General features: G+C 62.6%; 22 protein-coding genes and 1 tRNA gene. 12 read left to right on the top strand and 11 right to left on the bottom strand.

Features of this window, described 5'->3' with window-relative positions; translation table 11 throughout:
* Nucleotide 1: 1 nt before the first annotated feature.
* From ABFA30_RS11860 to ABFA30_RS11835, 6 genes are all read left to right on the top strand, one after another.
* Nucleotides 2-598 (top strand): putative phage tail protein, encoded by a 597-nt coding sequence (locus ABFA30_RS11860; RefSeq protein WP_410045471.1) that lies wholly within the window; start codon nt 2-4, stop codon nt 596-598.
* Nucleotides 591-2,432 carry a hypothetical protein gene (locus ABFA30_RS11855; RefSeq protein ID WP_410045470.1) on the top strand — a complete coding sequence of 614 codons (1,842 nt, stop codon included), beginning with the start codon at nt 591-593 and terminating at the stop codon, nt 2,430-2,432. The genes ABFA30_RS11860 and ABFA30_RS11855 overlap by 8 nt, the downstream gene beginning before the upstream one ends.
* A gap of 150 nt (nt 2,433-2,582) precedes the next feature.
* Nucleotides 2,583-3,221 carry a hypothetical protein gene (locus ABFA30_RS11850; protein WP_410045469.1) on the top strand — a complete coding sequence of 213 codons (639 nt, stop codon included), beginning with the start codon at nt 2,583-2,585 and terminating at the stop codon, nt 3,219-3,221.
* Nucleotides 3,222-3,230: 9 nt separating this feature from the next.
* Entirely contained in the window at nt 3,231-4,160 is a 930-nt protein-coding gene (locus tag ABFA30_RS11845) for a phage tail protein (protein ID WP_368816352.1), read from the top strand.
* A gap of 514 nt (nt 4,161-4,674) precedes the next feature.
* Nucleotides 4,675-5,190, top strand: a complete 516-nt coding sequence (locus ABFA30_RS11840; protein WP_225790200.1) for a DUF4880 domain-containing protein — start codon at nt 4,675-4,677, stop codon at nt 5,188-5,190.
* Nucleotides 5,191-5,338: 148 nt separating this feature from the next.
* A complete protein-coding gene (locus ABFA30_RS11835; RefSeq protein ID WP_253168155.1) occupies nt 5,339-6,487 on the top strand; it encodes a M14-type cytosolic carboxypeptidase in 1,149 nt (382 codons plus the stop codon).
* A gap of 168 nt (nt 6,488-6,655) precedes the next feature.
* On the opposite strand, the gene ABFA30_RS11830 is transcribed toward ABFA30_RS11835, so the two are convergent.
* A tRNA-Gln gene (locus tag ABFA30_RS11830) sits at nt 6,656-6,730 on the bottom strand.
* A 315-nt stretch (nt 6,731-7,045) separates the two neighbouring features.
* Between ABFA30_RS11830 and ABFA30_RS11825 the strand changes: the two genes are divergently transcribed.
* Nucleotides 7,046-7,288 carry a DUF465 domain-containing protein gene (locus ABFA30_RS11825; protein ID WP_225790198.1) on the top strand — a complete coding sequence of 81 codons (243 nt, stop codon included), beginning with the start codon at nt 7,046-7,048 and terminating at the stop codon, nt 7,286-7,288.
* 6 nt (nt 7,289-7,294) lie between these two features.
* On the opposite strand, the gene ABFA30_RS11820 is transcribed toward ABFA30_RS11825, so the two are convergent.
* A complete protein-coding gene (locus ABFA30_RS11820; protein WP_225790197.1) occupies nt 7,295-7,720 on the bottom strand; it encodes a DUF1810 domain-containing protein in 426 nt (141 codons plus the stop codon).
* Nucleotides 7,721-7,886: 166 nt separating this feature from the next.
* Between ABFA30_RS11820 and zapE the strand changes: the two genes are divergently transcribed.
* Nucleotides 7,887-8,960, top strand: a complete 1,074-nt coding sequence (gene zapE / locus ABFA30_RS11815; protein ID WP_225790196.1) for a cell division protein ZapE — start codon at nt 7,887-7,889, stop codon at nt 8,958-8,960.
* 47 nt (nt 8,961-9,007) lie between these two features.
* Here the strand turns inward: zapE and ABFA30_RS11810 are convergent, their stop codons facing one another.
* Nucleotides 9,008-10,897 carry a propionyl-CoA synthetase gene (locus tag ABFA30_RS11810; RefSeq protein ID WP_253091355.1) on the bottom strand — a complete coding sequence of 630 codons (1,890 nt, stop codon included), beginning with the start codon at nt 10,895-10,897 and terminating at the stop codon, nt 9,008-9,010.
* A 178-nt stretch (nt 10,898-11,075) separates the two neighbouring features.
* On the opposite strand from ABFA30_RS11810, the gene ABFA30_RS11805 reads away from it, so the two are divergent.
* A complete protein-coding gene (locus ABFA30_RS11805; RefSeq protein WP_225790194.1) occupies nt 11,076-11,942 on the top strand; it encodes a LysR family transcriptional regulator in 867 nt (288 codons plus the stop codon).
* On the opposite strand, the gene ABFA30_RS11800 is transcribed toward ABFA30_RS11805, so the two are convergent.
* The 5 genes from ABFA30_RS11800 to ABFA30_RS11780 all read right to left on the bottom strand — a co-directional run bounded on the left by ABFA30_RS11800 (nt 11,916) and on the right by ABFA30_RS11780 (nt 15,924).
* Nucleotides 11,916-13,073 carry an HPP family protein gene (locus tag ABFA30_RS11800; protein ID WP_225790193.1) on the bottom strand — a complete coding sequence of 386 codons (1,158 nt, stop codon included), beginning with the start codon at nt 13,071-13,073 and terminating at the stop codon, nt 11,916-11,918. The genes ABFA30_RS11805 and ABFA30_RS11800 overlap by 27 nt on opposite strands.
* A 243-nt stretch (nt 13,074-13,316) precedes the next feature.
* Nucleotides 13,317-14,636, bottom strand: a complete 1,320-nt coding sequence (locus ABFA30_RS11795; protein ID WP_225790192.1) for a sensor histidine kinase — start codon at nt 14,634-14,636, stop codon at nt 13,317-13,319.
* Complete coding sequence (locus ABFA30_RS11790) at nt 14,633-15,301, bottom strand: response regulator transcription factor (protein WP_225790191.1); 669 nt, start codon at nt 15,299-15,301, stop codon at nt 14,633-14,635. Before ABFA30_RS11790 ends, ABFA30_RS11795 begins: the two co-directional genes overlap by 4 nt.
* Nucleotides 15,302-15,616: a PepSY domain-containing protein gene (locus ABFA30_RS11785; RefSeq protein WP_225790190.1), complete on the bottom strand. Its 315-nt coding sequence runs from the start codon at nt 15,614-15,616 to the stop codon at nt 15,302-15,304.
* Nucleotides 15,616-15,924, bottom strand: a complete 309-nt coding sequence (locus tag ABFA30_RS11780; RefSeq protein WP_225790189.1) for a PepSY domain-containing protein — start codon at nt 15,922-15,924, stop codon at nt 15,616-15,618. The genes ABFA30_RS11785 and ABFA30_RS11780 overlap by 1 nt, the downstream gene beginning before the upstream one ends.
* Nucleotides 15,925-16,087: 163 nt before the next feature.
* Between ABFA30_RS11780 and ABFA30_RS11775 the strand changes: the two genes are divergently transcribed.
* Complete coding sequence (locus ABFA30_RS11775; RefSeq protein ID WP_410045468.1) at nt 16,088-17,167, top strand: patatin-like phospholipase family protein; 1,080 nt, start codon at nt 16,088-16,090, stop codon at nt 17,165-17,167.
* A gap of 109 nt (nt 17,168-17,276) precedes the next feature.
* Here ABFA30_RS11775 and ABFA30_RS11770 read toward each other — a convergent pair whose 3' ends face one another.
* Together ABFA30_RS11770 and ABFA30_RS11765 are read right to left on the bottom strand one after the other, a co-directional pair.
* Nucleotides 17,277-17,618, bottom strand: coding sequence for a type II toxin-antitoxin system HicB family antitoxin (locus tag ABFA30_RS11770; protein WP_253081428.1), 342 nt, complete (start codon nt 17,616-17,618; stop codon nt 17,277-17,279).
* Nucleotides 17,618-17,866, bottom strand: a complete 249-nt coding sequence (locus ABFA30_RS11765) for a type II toxin-antitoxin system HicA family toxin (RefSeq protein WP_410045467.1) — start codon at nt 17,864-17,866, stop codon at nt 17,618-17,620. The genes ABFA30_RS11770 and ABFA30_RS11765 overlap by 1 nt, the downstream gene beginning before the upstream one ends.
* Here ABFA30_RS11765 and ABFA30_RS11760 point away from each other — a divergent pair.
* Nucleotides 17,822-18,136, top strand: a complete 315-nt coding sequence (locus ABFA30_RS11760) for a helix-turn-helix transcriptional regulator (RefSeq protein ID WP_410045466.1) — start codon at nt 17,822-17,824, stop codon at nt 18,134-18,136. The two genes, ABFA30_RS11765 and ABFA30_RS11760, sit on opposite strands and share 45 nt — an antisense overlap.
* Before the next feature lie 56 nt (nt 18,137-18,192).
* Complete coding sequence (gene queD, locus ABFA30_RS11755; RefSeq protein ID WP_410045465.1) at nt 18,193-18,549, top strand: 6-carboxytetrahydropterin synthase QueD; 357 nt, start codon at nt 18,193-18,195, stop codon at nt 18,547-18,549.
* Nucleotides 18,550-18,634: 85 nt separating this feature from the next.
* On the opposite strand, the gene ABFA30_RS11750 is transcribed toward queD, so the two are convergent.
* Nucleotides 18,635-19,102: a DUF1289 domain-containing protein gene (locus ABFA30_RS11750; RefSeq protein WP_253081429.1), complete on the bottom strand. Its 468-nt coding sequence runs from the start codon at nt 19,100-19,102 to the stop codon at nt 18,635-18,637.
* Nucleotides 19,103-19,229 lie beyond the last annotated feature (127 nt).

Below are 19,229 nucleotides of genomic sequence, written 5' to 3'. Positions count from 1 at the left end.
AATGAGCGACGAACTTCTTGAGCAATTGCGATCATTGCTTCCCCCGGCTTCTTACGACCCCACAGGGAAAGTTCTGACTGCTCAGATGACTGCTGAGGCCAACGTGCTCCAGGACGCGCTAAGTAAGCTCGAATCCGTTGAGGCTGCAATCTTTCCTGAAACCTCGGGAGACTTCATTACGGACTGGGAGCGGGTGTACGGCTTGACGCCTGAAGATGGCGACACATACGAAGACCGGGTGCAGGCGGTTCTAGTTGCAATGGGGGACCTCGGCGGCCAGTCAATTCCGTATTTTATCGCTATGGCCAAACGCTTTGGGCTCACCGCTACCGTTGATGTAAATCGGCCGGCGCTCACAGGTATCGCAACAGTAAATACACCTGCCACCGATGGTGATGCTCTTTATGAGTGGAGGCTCAATGTTCCATTAGAAGCTTTCTCGCGGCCGGCTCTTGAATTGTTGCTGCAGATTCGGAGGCCGGCAAATACAGAGGTAAAAGTAGGATACGGCAAGGCATTCGCACAGCGATTACTTGCTAGTACTGATCGCATTTTCAATACAGTTCATTACGTAATGCCGGAGGCCGTCAATGGCTGACACAACTATTCAGACGTTGGAGGCCTATGCCTCAATTCTCGATGAGTCATCTGAGCGATCTAAGAATGCTTCACTGAAGCAGCATCTCTATATCCATGGGACTGCCAGCCAGGATGTAGATACCGAGTCCGGCCCTGTGCCAACCATTGCCAAGCAAGCGCTAATGCACAAGCAGGCGATCCCGGATGCAGTGGTAGAGCTCAGCAGTCAGATGGCGAATGGTCGCGTTTACTCCACATTCGAAGAAGCGTTGCTGCTGACAGAGCTCGATAGCTATTTCTGGATGTCTCCTGAAGGGTCCGGATTAGGACGGGTTTCGCTGTTTAAAAAGACCGGGATTGATAGCTACGAGTATTCCTATAGCTATGCCAGTGGTGCGGACTTGGACTCGCTCATCCGGACGGGGGGTGTTCCTGATAGTGATTTCGAGCACTTAGCTCTAGAGGATAGCGAGGGGGCCAGGTTTGCGCGTCTTTCGATAAAGCGCTTTGACACTATTCCGTTTTCAATAGCGTCGCTAAATAATTCAACAATTATCGGTGATGGCGAGGGAGCAGCACCTTTTTATGCTGACGACGAATTGGCTATGGTTGGCCCGCTCGAAGTTCGACCAGCGTCGCTACCAGGTATTTTCATTCTTGACACTGAGGGTGGTGTTCACAATGACCTTACGAGCCCTTATATACTTGCTGAACCGGAATCTCCTCCGTCCCCATTTTCAGAAGGTTTACTCTTCTCCCCGTTGATCGCGACAGGTCCTATCCGAGATGCTGTCTTGTATGTGGAAAATATCCTGCCTCGTCGCGACCAGGTGTCGCTTGTGTCCGCATCAGTCTTCAGTACTACTACTGATGCACACTCAAAAGGTAAAACGCTAACTGTCAGCGCTAGTCTCTTCGGCGACTCTGGCGTGCTGACCATGCGTGATATAGCTCGCCCCGGTGACCGCAGGGCAATGAAGCTTTCACTAAAGCATGTGCCAGTCCAGGTGCCACCGAAACCTGTAAAAATACTCTTCATCGGGGACAGTATCGGCAATCGTCAAGGTGGCTTGTTCTTGCGTCAATACCTAGTCGAGCTGGGTATAGTGCCAACCTTCATTGGTACGTTACCAGGGTCTGCGGATGCAGGTAATGCCAACGATACAAATGGTGAGTTGGGTGAGTGTCGCGAAGGTTGGGAGACCGGGGATTTTACGTACGCTATAACGGACCGTGTAGGTAAAGTCACCCCTGGTGAAGAATCTGCATACATGGAGCTGTCCAAGCCTCTGCGCTGGCCCATAAATCCATTTCTCCGTGCTGCTACAGAGAGTGACCCCGTTGCAATCGTGCGTAATGGCTATGTGTTCGACCCCGCGTTTTATCAAGCGAGATTTGACCTCGACACACCTGACATCGTGATAAACATGTTAGGCACTAACAACGTCCGAGACAGGTCCGCTGGAACAATCTATGACCATGTGCTTGCAGACGACACTCTGATGCATAGTCAGATTAAGGCAGCCTGGCCGAACGCAAAGATAATTCGCTCAATTCCTGGAACGGCAATTGATGCGACAAGAAATTCTCTGTGGTTAAGCCACTACACCCCTGTCATACGTGCAATGCAACAAGCAGTAGAAAACCTGAACTATTCAAATCTGATTTTGGCCCCTCTATGGGCCATGACTGATCCAGAAAGCGGATACGCTATGTCTAAATCTGCTCCGGGTGCAGATGGATTCGTGAAGGGTAACTGGGCGGACTCGACTCATCCAACGGGCTCCTCGCGGCTTGGACTTTACGCGGCACTGGCACCTTTCGTCGCTGCAGCTGCAATCAACCTTATTTGAGACGTCGGAGGCTAGTTTATGGGACTTATAATTACTGCGCGTGACACTTTGGCTCCTTGGTATTCGAAAGTTGTCCCTCCCGTAACGCGGGGGTTGGAAGGCTGGTTTACTTTCGACACGGATGTTTCACGCTTTGGCTTCAATAGAGTGATGAACAAGGCCGACGCCAGCATTGTTGGGAACCCGCAGGCGTATCCAACACATGGCCGGTTCAAAGGCGGGGGTGCTAACTACCTGCAAACGAATATCTCGGAATCCGAGGAGCAGACACTAATTGTCGTGGGGCGTGCGGTGAATCCAATCCCGTCCGACGCTTCGACAACTGGAGATGAGTCCACTCCATTCTATGTTGGCACCTACATCGGCAAGTCTGCTACCCCAGGGGTTGTCGGGACGTCCTATGGTGCAAACCTTTATCATGTAGCAACTGCTAGCTTGACCGGTGGTGCGTCCCGCAACAATGGGAGTGGCGGTGCTACTTCTGCGCTGCTGAGTGTTTCCGACGTCCCAACCGACTGGGGCATTCGAGTAATGCGAGTCAGCTCGTCGATGCCACTCAAGGTTCAAAACATCACTCGAAACACTTCGAATCAAAACGCAGATGTTAGGCCGCGTGTACTAACCGACACACTTTTCCGTATCGGCAGCCCTAGCAACTCCGCCTCGTTTGGCGCTGAGGTTGATATTTCGTTCGTTGCTATTCACTCAGTAGTGCTGACAGACGCAGAACTGAGCAAGCAGGTCGAGATTATCCGAAAGCGTATGGCTCGACTGGGTATCTTGGTTTAAGGAGCGGCTATGGATCGTGTATCCGCATGGACCTCGCTGTGTACTTTGGCTGGGCTCTATCGACATGGGACACAAGCAGGCGGGGTCGCTCCGACCCCTATCACTGCGGGCTGGTTGAATGCTGTTCAGGAGGAGCTGGTTAGCATTGTTCAGGCAGCTGGTCTGACGTTGAATGCTGATGACTCCACCCAGGTCCTCGAAGCTATTCAACACCTTATAAGCGAGTCGGGGAAGGTGTTCCTTCCCCTGGTTGGTGGCGAGCTCACCGGGCCTCTGAGGGCAACCGGGGGGATTCGAGTCCAAAAGGGGGCGCCCAGCTCGGGCAATACCAGTCGAGTTGGGTATGCCTTTGGCTCAGACGGTGACTCTGGACTGTTTACGGTAGGTGGCACAGAAGGCGACGGGTCGGACTTGGCGCTCTTCATCGACGGAGTAGAGCTGTTCCGGCTGAAGAGCAGTGACGGCTCCCTCGTTCTTCCAAATGGGCTGGTTTTGGACGGAGGCCGGTCGCCATATCACACAGGCAACCACCCGGCGATGTTGGCAGTGGTGTACCCGGTGGGGTCGATCTACATGAACGCGAGCGTTGCCACCAACCCGGCCACGCTGCTGGGATTCGGCACCTGGGTGGCCTTGGGGACTGGGCGCATGCTGATTAGTGCCGGTAGCGGGACTGATGCCCGAGGCGAGGAAAGGGCGTTTGCCCTCGGCAGCACCGGCGGTGAGTACGGCCATGTATTGACCATTGCCGAAATGCCGGAGCACGACCATACCGTCCCGCAAGGCGTCACTGCCGGCCCGGCAGGTGAATACACTTCCGGTGATGACATGACCAGCCAAGTGGCAACAAACCCGGCGTCAGGACCGGCTGGCGGCGGCCAGGCGCACAACAACATGCCGCCGTATTTGGCCGTACATATGTGGCGTCGCACGGCCTGATGTCAGGTGCCAAAGCGAGCGCTGTGGGTGCACGGCATCGCGATGCCAAATCCGGCGCTCGACGGTGCCAAATCCGGCGCTCGCTTACAGTGAGGCCGACGAACGGCAAAGGCCCCAATTGCCGGGGACGGGGGTGCACCGGAAAAACTTTTTTACCGGATTACTGAAAATTCATTTGACTGACAAATGATAACGATTATTATTGCACTCAGCTGATCGCGAGATCCGCTGGATAACCTGGAGCTTAGGTCGCTCTCAGATTATCTCCTCATCAGGCTAATCACGGTTTTTGACCCGGCTTTTTGCCGGGTCATTTTTTTTGGGGCTCTTCAGGCTAATGAAGACCGGGTACCGTTTGAATGGCCGCGATGATAGCAAAGGTGTGTCATTTCGTGAACGGGTGTTACAACGTTTTTCACAATCAGCACTTGAGAATCAATCTCGTTAAGATTAAGCTGTTTGCGCATCAGGGAAGATGCCCCCTCCCCCACCCCTTTCGCGCAAGGAGCCGTCCATGACCCGTCTGCTGCTGCCCCTCGGTCATGCCACCGATGCCGACCAGGCGTCTTCCGAGGATGCCCTGCTCCACGGCCTGAAGCGCCTGCCGCGTCGAGTGCAGCAGGTGTTCCTGCTCAACCGCCTCGACCAGCTGGATTTCGCCGCTATCGCCGAACGCCTCGACCTGCCCCTGCCGGCCATCGAACGCCACATGAACCAGGCGCTGCAAACCACCCATGCGCCTGGCGATGCCCTGGCCTGCGTGGCCGGGCATTGGTATGTGCGCCTACAAAACCCGCAGGTCACTGCCAGCGAACGCATCGACTTCCGCCGCTGGCTGGATGCCGACCCCGCACACCGGGAAGCCTTCCACGAGACCGAGCTGCGCTGGCGCAGCCTGCTGGCCCCAGCACGGCAGTTGGGGCATGACGGCTGGTACCAGCAAGGGCGTGCGGCGCTTTCGTTGGGCGGCTGCTCGATTGCGATCGGGTTGGGGATTGCGGCCCTCCTGATGTTCGGGTACTTGGCCTGAGCCCTCACCTCCAGCGCTGACAGTCAACTCGATTGGGGCCGCTTCGCGCCCCAGAAATCCAACAGCATAACCAGAGGCGTCATTCGCAACGCAGCGACCCACCCAGCGGTGTACAGTACCCTCACAACAAAGCCACAGGAGCCAGGCAATGACCGTGACGCTGTCCCCGCTGCACATCGACTGCGATTTCGATTCCGGCAACATCCAGGTGCTGGATGCCAGCAACCCGGCCCAGGTCCACCTGGCCATCCGCCCCGACACCCACAGCGGCCACTTCCAGTGGTTCCACTTCAAGGTCAGCGGCCTCACGCGGGGGCAGGTCCATCGCTTCAGCCTGGACAACGCTTCCGAGTCTTCCTACAAGAACGCCTGGAGCGGCTACAACGCCGTGGCCTCCTACGACCAGCAGACCTGGTTCCGCGTACCCAGCCAGTTCGATGGCAAGGCGCTGGCCTTCGAAGTGAAGGCCGAGCAGGAGCAGATCTGGTTCGCCTACTTCGAGCCCTACCCTCGCGCCCGCCACAACCAGTTGATCGAGCGCGCCCGGCAGATCCCCGGCGTCGAACTGCTGGCCAGTGGGCGCAGCGTGCAGGGCCGCGACATTCCCCTGCTGCGCGCCGGCGACGGTGCGGCGGGCAAACGCAAGCTGTGGCTGATCGCCCAGCAGCACCCGGGCGAGCACATGGCCGAGTGGTTCATGGAAGGCGTGATCGATTGCCTGCAGGCCAACGAGGCGCCCGTCCGGCACCTGCTGGCCAAGGCCGACCTGTACCTGATCCCCAACATGAACCCCGACGGCGCCTTCCTCGGCCACCTGCGCACCAACTTCAAGGGCAAGGACCTCAACCGCGCCTGGCAGGACGCCAGTGTCGACTCGAGCCCGGAGGTGTTCTTCGCCCAGGCACAGATGAAGCAGTATGGGGTGGATGCGTTCATCGACGTGCATGGGGATGAGGAAATCCCCCATGTGTTCACGGCGGCCTGCGAAGGCAACCCGGGCTATACGCCGCGCCTGGCGCAACTGGAGCAGCAGTTTCGCACGATGCTGTGCAGCGTCACGCCAGACTTCCAGACCACCCATGGCTACCCCCGCGACGAACCGGGCCAGGCCAACATGACCCTGGCCTGCAATGCCGTGGGGCAGGCGTACGACTGCCTGTCGCTGACCCTGGAGATGCCGTTCAAGGACCATGACGATGCGCCCAACGCCATGACCGGCTGGTCGGGGGAGCGCTCGAAGGCGTTGGCTGGGGCGGTATTGGAAACCTTGGCGAAGATGGTCGGGGACCTGCGCTGAGGGGCATTGGGGCTGCCTTGCAGCCCCAATGGGCATGGCGCCAGCCCTATACTGAAGCGTCCACAAGGACTCTTGCGGCACACAGGATTCGTGAGCCCTGAACGGCAAGCGATGACGTGGATGCTGGCCTTCGATCGCGGCCTGGGAAGATAAATAGAAAAGAAAAAATGGCAGGGGCGGCTGGATTCGAACCAACGCATGGCAGGATCAAAACCTGCTGCCTTACCGCTTGGCGACGCCCCTGTATCGGATGCGAGCAGTGCCTGGGCACCGTCGTTCAGACTGTTCGCTGACAACGCCGCGGGGGCGCTGTGCTGGAATGCGCGGCACTTTAGCAACATTCTTTTCGGCTGGGAACCCCCAGCGTGAAAAAAATTGCCTGAAAACAGAAACTTAGTGTCCGTGCTGCAGGTATGTAAGGTTACCTGCGCCAGAAGCCCCCCGTTCCTAAGACAACGGCATGACCGCCCGTCGTTTTTTCCCCGCCTCGCTTCAACACCAGCCCGATCGCCCATTCCAATCAGGTAAGCAATGCCTGCGCATCACAAGGAGGGCCCCATGCCAGTTTCCCATGACCTCTACCAAGACCTGCACTACCCTCGCGAGATCGTCCAGCAGCGCCGCCAGCAGGACAAGGAGCTGGACCGCCTGCTGGACGAATACGTGGACATCGACAACCAGGTTCTGGCGGCCGAGTCGATCTCGGCGGGCAATGTCACCGACGATGACCTGCATCGTCTCAAGGAACGACGCCTGGCGGTGAAGTACATGATCGAGCGCCAGCTCGAACGCAAGGCCTGACCGCCGTCACTGGCCGAGCAGCCCGAGCGTGAGCGCGTCGGGCTCGCCCTGGTAGAACTGCACCAGGGCCAACTGGAACAGCGGGTTACTTGGGTCGACCTGGGCGAACAGGGTCAAGCACGAGCGCAGCTTGAGATCATCGGGGCTGCCGAGGATCTGCCGGGCGCTCTTGTCGCAGTGCTGCATCAGCGCATTGACGCAGGCCTCCAGGCGCGGCCCCAGCACGGGATGGCGCAGGTAGGCACGGGCCTCGTCGACACCTGAGAGGGCGTAGCGCTCGGCCATGGCGCTGCGGCCGAGGCCATCGAGTTGGGGGAAGACGAACCACATCCAGTGGCTGGCCTTGCGACCGGCCTGCAGTTCCTGCAGCACCCGGTCGATCACCGGGTCCTGGGCTTCGACGAAGCGGGCCAGGTGGTAGGGATCGCTCATACAGGCCTCCCGATGCGGGTGGAATGTTCCAGCCTTCCAGTGTAGCCAGGGCGAAGGGACCGATCGCCTTTCACGATGATTGCCCGGCACATTCTCGATTGATCAAAATGCCCCGGCTCGCGCAAGCTGCCCCCTACCCTGCCATCCGCCCCGAGGAGCCTTCGTCTTGCCCGCCTGGATTCCCACACCACTACGTCACCTGCGCCGGCGCCTCGACAAGGCATCGCCCGCCGGCAACGCACTGCTGGCGTTGTTCCAGGACAAGGCCGTCAGCTGCGGCTACACGCTCAGCGACGGGCAGCGCCAGGTGATCCAGTGCATGGCCCGGCAGTTGGCGGTGCTGGAACATGGCCAGGCCCGCAGCCTCTACCTGCATGGTTCGGTCGGGCGCGGCAAGAGCTGGCTGCTCGATGGGTTCTTCCAGGCCGTGCCCGTGCAGGCCAAGCGCCGCCTGCATTTCCATGACTTCTTCGCCCGCCTGCACCAGGGCATGCACCGCCACCGGGCGCTGGACGACGCCCTGGGCACGACCCTCACCGAGCTGCTGGAGGACTGCCGGGTGCTGTGCTTCGACGAATTCCACGTGCATGACATCGGCGATGCCATGTTGCTCACCCGGCTGTTCAATGCCCTGTTCGACCGCGGGGTGTTCCTGCTGGTGACATCCAACTACGCGCCCGAGGGGTTGCTGCCCAACCCGCTGTACCACGAGCGGTTCCTGCCGGTGATCCGCCTGATCAACCAGCGCATGCAGGTGCTGGAGGTGGCGGGCGACACGGACTTTCGCAGCCTGCCGACCAACCGCGCGTACCAGCGCTTCACCCGTGGGCATTACCTCTGGCCGGGCGATACCGAACAGCGCCAGGCACTGGCGGTGCCGGCCGCGCAGCCGGTCATGCTGGAGGTGAACAAGCGCAGCCTGCGTGCGTTGTACAGCGAGGGACGGCAGGTGATGTTCACCTTCGACGACCTGTGCGAACGACCCACGGCGGTGATCGACTACCTGGAGCTCGCCAACCGTTATGACCGCTGGATCATCGAGGGGCTGGACGACCTGGCCGAGTGTTCGCTGGCGGCGCAGCAGCGGTTCGTCAACCTGGTGGATGTGCTCTACGACCAGGACAAGGCAGTGACCGTGATCGGGCGACGGGCCTTGGCGCACAGCCTGGGCGGGGCGATCGCCGACCTGATGCGCACACGCAGCCGGCTGGGGCAGTTGCATCAGGTTGGGCCGGGGTGAATGCTGGGGCTGCTTTGCAGCCCCCGAATGTTGAAAGCCCTGACCGATCAGCCAGCCCTGGGCAGGTCCGCCAGTACTCCCTCGATTTCCCCCAGCACCGCCGGATCATCCAGGGTCGAGGGCGGCACGTAGTCCTGCCCGTCGGCGATCTTGCGCAGCACCGCCCGCAGGATCTTCCCGGAACGGGTCTTGGGCAGCCGCTTGACCAGGCGCACCCGACTGAAACACGCCAGGGCACCGATCTGCTCACGCACGCTGGCCACCAGTTCTGCCTGCAACTGCTGCTCGGCGATGCCCTCGCCGTCCTTGAGCACCACCAGCGCCAGCGGCACCTGCCCCTTGATCTCGTCGTGCACACCGATCACCGCGCACTCGGCCACTGCCGGATGCCGTGCCACCAGGTCTTCCATCTCGCCCGTGGACAGGCGATGGCCGGAGACGTTTATCACGTCGTCGGTGCGCCCCATGATGTAGACGAAACCTTCGTCGTCCAGGTAGCCGCCATCGCCCGTGTGGTAGTAACCCGGGTACGTGCGCAGGTAGGCCTGCAAGTAACGCTCGTGGTCACCCCAGAGGGTCTGGCTGCAACCGGGCGGCAATGGCAGGGCGATGACGATGGCGCCCTGCTGGTTCGGCCCCAGGGGCCGGCCGTCATCGTCCAGCACCTGGACGTGGTAACCCGGCACCGCACGGTTGCTCGAGCCCGGTCGCGCCGCGCTGCCTTGCAGGCCCACGCAGGGCGCGGTGACCGGCCAACCGGTCTCGGTCTGCCACCAGTGGTCGTGCACCGGCTTGCCGCTGACCCGCTCCAGCCATTCGTGGGTGCTGGAGTCGAGCTTCTCCCCGGCCAGGAACAACTGGCGCAGCGAGGCCAGATCATGGCGGCGGATCAGTTCGCCGTCCGGGTCTTCCTTGCGGATCGCACGCATGGCGGTGGGCGCGCAGAACAGGCCATTGACCTTGTACTGCTCCACCACCCGCCAGTAGGCCGAGGCATCCGGGGTGCGGATCGGCTTGCCTTCGTAGAACACCGTGGTGCAACCGCACATCAAGGGGCCATAGACGATCAGCGAATGGCCGACCACCCAGCCCACGTCGGAGATCCCCCACCACACGTCCCCGGCCTGCATGCCGTAGATATGCCGCATGGCATAGCACAGGGCGACCGCGTTGCCGCCGTTCTCGCGCACGATGCCCTTGGGCTTTCCGGTGGTCCCGGAGGTGTACATGATGTACAGCGGGTCACCGGCCTCCAGCTCCACCGGTGCCACCGGCTCGGCGCTGGCCAGCGCCTCGTACCAGTCCAGGTCACGGCCCGGTTGCAGCGTGGCACGCGCCTGGGGCCGCTGCAGCACCAGCACATGGCGCGGCTGATGGCGAGCCAGTTGCAAGGCGCGGTCGACCAGCGGCTTGTACTCGATCACCCGGTCGAACTCCAGGCCGCAGGAGGCCGTCAGCAGCAGGCTCGGCCGGGCATCGTCGATACGCAGGGCCAGTTCGTTGGCGGCGAAGCCTCCGAACACCACCGAATGCACCGCGCCGATCCGTGCGCAGGCGAGCATGGCCATGGCCGCCTGGGGCACCATGGGCATGTAGATGATCACCCCGTCGCCCTTGCCCACGCCCAACTGGCGCAGCAGGCCGGCCAGGCGTGCCACCTCGTCGTGCAGTTGCTGGTAGGTGAAGGTTTGCTGCACGCCGGTCACGGGCGAGTCGTAGATCAGTGCGAGCTGCTCGCCCCGGCCCTGCTCGATCTGGTGGTCAAGGGCCAGGTAGCAACTGTTCAGGCGGCCATCGGCGAACCAGCGATGGGTGCCGTCGGGGTTGTCCTGCAGGGTCAGCGAGGGTTTGCGGTGCCAGGCCAGGCGGTCGGCCTGCTCGGCCCAGAAGGCGGCGGGGTCGGCGATGGAACGGGCGTAGCTGTGCTGGTAGCTCATGTCGATTTGCAACCCGGTACTTGTTGTTATTGAAGGGCGAACCCTGAGTATGGACCGGCACCCTACGCTCGCCATCGGACTTAAGTCGCAACCGATATGCAAGATTGCACGAGGCAGTCGCCCCATTACGGTGCAAAGGCCTAGAATAGGGCTCCCCGTCAGCCACAGAGCCGCTTCAATGGATATCGATCAGGCCCGTACCTTTCTGGAAATCGTGCGTTGCGGCAGCCTGGTCGCCGCCGCCGAACGCCTGTTCGTGTCACAGACGGCCATCACCGCACGGGTCCAGCGCCTGGAGCAACAGCTCGGCTGCCAGTTGTTCGTGCGCAGCCGCAACGGTGCCAGCCTGACCAGCGACGGCGAGGCGTTCGTCACCTACGCCAACCAACTGGTGCAGACCTGGGAAGCCGCACGCCGCGACCTGCCACTGCCCCAAGGCTGCCAGCAGGTGTTGCACGTGGGTGGCGAGGTGAGCCTGGGCAACCCGATGATGCTCGACTGGGTCAGCGCGCTGCACCACGAACTGCCCAGCCATGCCATCCGCAGCGAAGTGAGCGATGGCGAGTCGCTGCTGCGCAAGGTGGAGATGGGCCTGCTCGACGCCGCGCTGGTGTACCAGCCGACCTACGGCCCGGGGCTGCAGGTGGAGCAGTTGATGGAAGAAAAGCTGATCCGCGTGCGCCGGGTCGACCGACCCGAGCCGTACATCTACATCGACTGGGGCGAGGCGTTCCGCCGCCAGCACGATGCCGCCCTGCCCGACTGCGCACGCCCGGCGCTGAGTTTCAACCTCGGGCCGTTGGCCTTGCAGTTCATCCTCGACCAGGGCGGCAGCGGCTATTTCCGCACGCGGGTGGTCCAGGCCTACCTGGAGCGGGGCATATTCGAGCGGGTGCCGCAGGCCCCGGAGTTCACCTACCCGACCTTCCTGGTCTACGCCCGCAAGCGTGACAGCGAGGCACTGCAGCAGGCCTTCAGCGTACTGCGCCGGCTGGTGGCAGCCGGCGACAGCGATTGGTCACAGCGCTGGGACCCGGTTATCTGAGCGCTGTGCGGCGGCATTGAGCAGGTGCCGCTTGAGGCCGGCGATCAGGTCGGTCTGGGTGATCACGCCGACCAAGGTGTCACCGTCGAGCACCGGCAGGCAGTGCAGGCCCTGCTCGCTGAGCAGCGGCAGCAGGCGATCCAGCGGATGCCGGCTGCTGACGCTGATCACCCGGCGGCTCATCACCTGCTCCATGCGCACCACCTGGCGGCGGAACAGGCCGCGCCAACTGAAGCGCGCACGGGCCATGGCCGGGCCGACCAGGTCGCTGAGGCTGACGATACCCACCAGGCGGCCACCTTCCAGCACCGGCAGGGTCTTGAGGTGGTGGCTGGAGAGCATTGCCCAGGCTTGCTCGAGGGTCGTCGCAGGCGAGGCGAACTGCACGTCGCGGGACATCACCGAGGCGGCGGTGATGCCGCCCAGGCTACGCTGCAAGGCATGCTGCTCGGTGGCCAGGATGATGCGTTCGAGTTCGTCGCGGGTCACGTCGACGAACTCGCCCAGCTCTTCCAGGGCCAGGTCGAGGTCTTCGCTGCTCACCCCGACCCGCTCGCTCGGCAAGGGGTCGTGGGTGTGGTGCAGGTCCTTGCGCGGCAAGGCGCCCTTGGGGTAGCGCACGCCGGTAAGGCGGTTGTAGAGCACCGCCACCGTGACCAGGATCAGTGCATTGAGCAAGACCGGTTCGAGCAGGTGGTCGCCCAGGGCCACCAGCCCCGAATCCGCCAGCACCGCGCTCACCGCCACCCCGCCGCCCGGCGGGTGCAGGCAGCGCAGCAGGCACATCACCAGGATCGACAGCCCCAGCGCGGCGCCGGCCACCCACAGTTCGGCGCCGAAGCCCTGGCGCATGGCCAGGCCCACCGCGCAGGCGATAGCGTAGCTGCCCAGCACCGGCCAGGGCTGGGCCAGCGGCCCGGAGTGCACGGCGAACACCAGCACCGCCGAGGCCGCCAGGGGGCCGAGCAGGTGCAGGGCGATGGACGGGCCATAGGCCATGCTGCATAGCCAACCGGCGAGAAACAGGCCCAGCAGCGCACCGGTGCCGGCGCGCAGCCATTCTCTGGGAGGGATGTTCAGGGGCGCCGGAAGCAGGCGCTGCAGACGACTTTCGGGACGCGAGGCAGACATCGAAGTGATTTGATCGTAGTTTTTCTGATTAAAAAGAAAGCCCAGCGGAACCGGCCTGGGCCCTGTATTGCGGATGCAATAGCGTAATGGGCTCCGTCCATGGAGATGAAAACTGGAAAGTTTCGCGAGGGATTGTGCCGGGCGGCGGGGGACCTGGGCCAATTCAAAAAAATGCGTCTGTACTGCAATTTTATTGAAGTGGGGGGGGCTGCAAGCTTGCGGCTTGAAGCTTGCCTCTGGGCCTCAGCGGCCCCTGCGCGGCAGGTCGATGCTCACCCGCAACCCGCCGAGGGGGCTTTGCAGCAGCGATAGCCGGCCGCCCCAGGCTTCGACGATATCCCGCACGATGCCCAGCCCCAGGCCATGCCCGTCGACCTGCTCGTCCAGCCGCGAACCGCGCTCGAGCACCTGCAGGCGCTGCGCCTCGGGGATGCCAGGGCCGTCGTCATCGACCCACAGTTGGAAACCTTCGGTGGTCGGTGCGATGCCCAGGCGCACTTCGCTGTCGGCCCACTTGCAGGCGTTGTCCAGCAGGTTGCCGAGCAGCTCCAACAAGTCTTCACGATCCCAGGGCAGGAGCAATCCCGGCGGTACGTCGCGCTCGAGCAGCAGGCCTTCGCCATGGATCATGCCCAGCGTCGCGAGCAACCCCGGCAGCTCGGCATCGCAATCGAACTGGGCGCCGGGCAGCGCATCGCCGGCCAGGCGCGCGCGATTGAGCTCACGGGCCAGGCGCTGCTGGATCTGCTCCAGTTGCTCGCGCATCTGCGCCCGGACCTCGGGCAGGTCCCTGAGGCGTTCGCTGGCGGCCAGGCTGAGCAGCACGGCCAACGGCGTCTTCAACGCATGGCCGAGGTTGCCCAGGGCATTGCGCGAACGGCGCAGGCTGTCCTCGGTATGGGCCAGCAGGTGGTTGATCTGGTCCACCAATGGCTGCAGTTCGCTGGGCACCTCGGCATCCAGCTGCGAGCGCTGCCCCTGCTGCAACTGGGCGATCTGCTGGCGTGCCCGTTCCAGCGGGCGCAGCGAACGGGTCACGGTGATGCGCTGCAGCACCAGCACCAGCACCAGCGCCACCAGGCCCAGGCCCAGGCCAATCTGCTGCATGCGCCGGAAACCGTCGCGCACCGGCGAATAGTCCTGGGCGACGCTGATGGAAATGTCCTGGCCCAGCCGTCGGTAGTCGGCGCGAAACGCCAGCAGTTGCTGGCCCTCCGGTCCCAGCTCATGGCTGTCCTCCAGGCCTGGCGCTGCCGGCCTGGGCATGTCCAGGTCCCACAGCGAACGCGAACGCCAGGTGCCCTGGTCGAAATCGATACGGAAGTAGTAGCCGGAGAACGGCCGCTGGTACGCGGCGGAGATGCGCCGCTCGTCCAGCTGCAAGCCGGAAGGACCACGCACCAGCGCCACCAGCAGGTTCTCGCTTTCCTTGCGCAGGCCGGCCTCCAGGTAGCGTTGCAGGCCGACTTCGAACAGCCACAGGCTCAGTTGGGCCAGGGCCAGCCCGACCACCACCAGCACCGCGACCAGGCCAAGGCTCAGGCGCGCCTGGATCGACTTCACCCGGCGCTCCCGGCATAGACGTAACCCTGGCCGCGCCGGGTCTCGATCACACTGCGCCCGAGCTTGCGCCGCAGGTGGTTGACATGCACTTCGAGGACATTGGAGTCGCGCTCGGTCTCGCCATCGTAGAGGTGCTCGGCCAGGTGGCTCTTGGACAGCACCTGCCGTGGATGCAGCATGAAATAGCGCAGCAGGCGGAACTCGGCAGCGGTCAGCTGGATGTCGACGCCTTCGCGGGTCACGCACTGGCGGCTTTCGTCCAGGTGCAGGCCGGCAGCCTCCAGCGTCGGCTGGTTGGCCAGCCCGCGGGCGCGGCGCAACAGCGCCTGGATGCGCAGTTGCAGCTCTTCGGGATGGAAGGGTTTGCTCAAGTAGTCGTCGGCACCGGCCTTCAACCCTTCGATGCGCTCGGCCCAGGAGCCGCGGGCGGTGAGGATCAACACCGGCACGCCGAGACCACCCGCCCGCCACTGGCTCAGCACCTCCAACCCCGGCAAGCCCGGCAGGCCCAGGTCAAGGATGATCAGGTCGTACGGTTCGCTCTGGCCCTGGTATACCGCATCGCGGCCATCGGCCAGCCAGTCCACGGCATAGCCCTGGCGTTGCAGGCCGGCGATCAGTTCGTCGGCCAGGGGAACGTTGTCCTCGACAAGCAGCAGGCGCATTCAGTCGTCTTCCTCGTCTTTGAGCAGCGCGCCGTTGCGGGCGTCGAGCTTGATCTCGCGGACCACGCCGGCCGGGGTCAGCAGCTCGACCTCGTACTCGTAGCGGCCGTGCTTTTCTTCCAGCTCCGCCTCCAGCAGGCGGGCCCCGGGGTAGCGCCCCAGGGCCGATTCGAGCAGTTGTTCCAACGGCAGGATGATGCCCTTCTGGCGCAGTTCGAGGGCTTCGTCCTGGTCGAGATCACGGGCACCCGCCAGCGAACAGGCGGCCATCAGCGCAAGTGCCAGGTAGCGCGCCGTTCGCGGGAGGTCAATCATCAGTTGTCCCGTTCGTCCTTGAGCACTTCACCGGTCTTGGCGTCCAGGTCCACGTCCCATTCGACGTTCTGGGTGTCGCGCAGCTCGACCTTGTAGATGTAGCGGCCGTATTCGTTTTCCAGCTCCGAATCGGTGACGGTGGCGCCCGGGTGCTTGGCCACGGCGGCGGCCTTCAGCTCGTCCAGGGACTTGATGGTCTTGGCGTTGACCAGCTTGACCACTTCATCGGGCTGGACATCCTTGGCGAAAGCGGCGTTGGCACCCAGGGCAAGGGCGGCGGCGGCGAACAGGGCAGTCAAAGTCTTCATGGGTTCTCTCCATCGAGATGTACAAGTTGTCTACGGGGTTAAGACTAACCGGGGGTCCTTAATTCAACCTGAAGGCAGGCGGCGTCATGATAGCGCAGCCTGGGGGCCGCTTCGCGCCCCCGAACACCCTATAATGACCCGCTTGTTGCCCGCGAGATCCACCATGAGCGCCATCCACGTCAAATACCCTGCCCTGACCTTCAAGGCCGGCCATCGTGCCCTGCGGCAGATCCGCGAACGCGGCCTGCGGGCCATCGACGTGGGTGTGCTGCCAGGCGCGGCCGGTGGCCCCAAGCCGCTGGGCATCCAGGGCCTGGACCTGGCTCTGTTCGGCGAATGGCTGCCCTCGGCACCACGCCAACGCGCCCTGATCGGCGCGTCGATCGGCGCCTGGCGCTTCGCCAGCGCCTGCCTGGACGACCCGGTCGCGGGCCTGCGCCACCTGGGCGAGCTGTACACCGAGCAGGACTTCGCCAAGGGCGTGACCCCGGCCGAGGTCAGCCAGAGCTGCCAGCGCATGCTCGACGACCTGCTGCAAGGCCGCGACGGGCAGATCCTGGGCAACGCGCATTACCGCCTGAACATCATGGTGGTCAAAAGCCACGGCCTGCTCGCCGACGATCATCGGGGGCGCCTGGGCATGGGCCTGTCGTCGGTGATCGCCAGCAACCTGCTGGGCCGGCCACGGCTGGCCCGGCACTTCGAGCGGGTGATCCTGCACGATGGCCGCGCGGCACCGCCGCTGGACGAACTGACCGACTTCCCTTCGCGCTGCCTGCCCCTGGATCTGGCCAACCTGCGCCACGCCTTGCTCGCCTCGGGGTCGATCCCCATGGTCATGCAAGGCGTGCGCGACATCCCGGGCGCAGGCGCGGGCACCTACCGCGACGGCGGCCTGCTGGACTACCACCTGGACCTGCCCTATCGCGGCGACGACCTGGTGCTCTATCCGCACTTCACCGACAAGGTGGTGCCCGGCTGGTTCGACAAGGCCCTGCCCTGGCGCCGGGGCGATGCCACGCGCCTGCAGAACGTGCTGCTGGTCACGCCCTCGCCGCAGTACCTGGCCGCCCTGCCCTACGGCAAGCTGCCAGACCGCAACGACTTCAAGCGTTTCATGGGCGATGCGCAGGCGCGCAAGCGCTACTGGCACAAGGCCATCGCCGAAAGCCAGCGGCTGGGCGACGAACTGCTCGAGCTGATCGCCAGCGGGCGGCTGCACGAACGGTTGCAAGCCTTGTAGCGGGCATGCCGGTAGACTTCACGCTTTTTTCACGCCCTGCCCTGCACAGTGAAGGCTCATCCGCTCCCCTACGTTAGCCCGCATAGCAGTGCGGGCTTTTTATTGCTGGCTATGCGTGATGCCCCAGGTACTCGCTAAGCGCTTTGCGGGTGAGGTCATTCAAAGAAATGTTTTGCCGGCTAGCTGCCACACTGGCCGCCAGGTGCAGGTCATGCCCGACCCTCACATTGAACGACCCCTTGCACGGAGTCTCCGGCTCCTGCCCGAGCGACGCACAGGTATCCAGGTAGTCGTCCACTGCATCGCGAAACGCCTTGGTCAGCTCAGCAACCGTCTCGCCCTCATAGCTGACGAGGGCGCGAATGAACTGGAGCTTGCCGAACAGGCAATCGTCTTCAGGGCTGGCCTCAATCGAGCCGTAGTAGCCTCGGTGCTGCAACATGGTGCTCATCAGATCAATCCTCCTGCTTTCAAGTGCTCTATCACCTGGCGTTTAACGTAGGCCTTCAGCTCATTGCCGGGGTGCGGCTTGTGCAGGTTGATCATCGCCTGCGGGCTACCGTTATCGAACTTCACCCGGCTGCCATCGCCCTCGATCTGGCGGTATCCAAGCCCGCGCAGCAGCGTGACCAGTTCCGACCAAGTGAACCCAGCTTGCTTGTTCAGCAGCTTCGCGAGCAGCTTTTCTTGCTTGGACATTTCGACCCCTTTTATGCAACTAATTTTAGTTGCTTTTCACGAAAGGTCAATCGCCTCGAAAAGAGCACAAACACAGAAGGTATTGACCGACTGCTGCGCCTCGATGAGGTGTTGCGCGTAACAGGAATGGGTCGCAACACGGTCCACACGCGAATAAGGGAAGGCACATTCCCAAAACAGGTTAAGATAGGACCAAAGTCAGTCGCCTGGCGGCAGTCGGTCATCACCCAGTGGATGGCCCCTCTCACCCCAGCGGCGATCGATCAGTAGACTGAAATCCAAAATCCCTCTCAAGCCCTTACCCCGCCAGCATTACAGGTCCACCAGTGGAAATTTTCAAAGAGTTCACATTCGAATCGGCCCACCGCCTGCCCAACGTCCCCACCGGGCACAAGTGCGGCCGCCTGCACGGCCACTCGTTCAAGGTCGCCCTGCACCTGACCGGCCCGCTCGACCCGCACACCGGCTGGATCCGCGACTTCGCCGAGATCAAGGCGATCTTCAAGCCGATCTACGAGCAGTTGGACCACAACTACCTCAACGACATCCCCGGCCTTGAGAACCCCACCAGCGAAGTGATCGCCAAGTGGATCTGGGACCAGGTCAAGCCGCTGCTGCCGGAGCTGTCCAAGGTGCGCATCCACGAGACCTGCACCAGCGGGTGCGAATACAGCGGGGATTGAGCCAGCGCGGCGCACGACGATCGACGTGCCGGCCAGGGACAGGCCGTTCGGCCACCCGTTCCCCTGCCAGCCTGCGCCAAGCGTCCTACCCCAATGCGCCCTTGAGGAAGGACGGTGCGATGTAGCGCTGGTAATGCGCCTCCGACAACAGGAAGAACTCCCGGTCGATCGCATCGCGCAGTTGCGGCAGCTCCCAATCGCGAAATTCCGGCAGCAAGGCCATGCCGTAGGCGTCCAGGTCACGGATCATCCGGGCGCCACGGGCGATCAGCTGGTAGGCCCAGCAATATTCCGACTGATGCGCCAGGAAACGGATCGAACGCTGCTCCAGTTGCTGGCGCAGGCGGTCTTTGTCGAACACTTCCAGCTTGGCCATCATCACCTGCACCAGCAGTTGCTCCAGGCGCTGCCAGACGGCGCGCTTCTGCTCGTCGTCATAGCTGTTCCAGTGGATCACTTCGTGGTGGAAACGCTTGCAGCCGCGGCACACCGAGTCTCCATACACCGTGGAGCAAAGGCCGACGCAAGGGGTCTTGATGGACTGGTTGGACATGGAAAAACAACGGCTTGGCGGTGGAACACGGCCCCATGTTAGCCCTTTGTCTAACCAGGGTCACTCGTTAAAGTCATGCGAGCCGCCTTACCTTCTGCCTTTTTTTGCCGTAGAATCACACCGCCTT

The sequence above is a fragment of the Pseudomonas sp. HLMP genome (assembly GCF_046365545.1).
Taxonomy (GTDB): Bacteria; Pseudomonadota; Gammaproteobacteria; order Pseudomonadales; family Pseudomonadaceae; genus Aquipseudomonas; species Aquipseudomonas guariconensis_B.
This window is presented reverse-complemented; position numbering and strand designations above follow the sequence as displayed.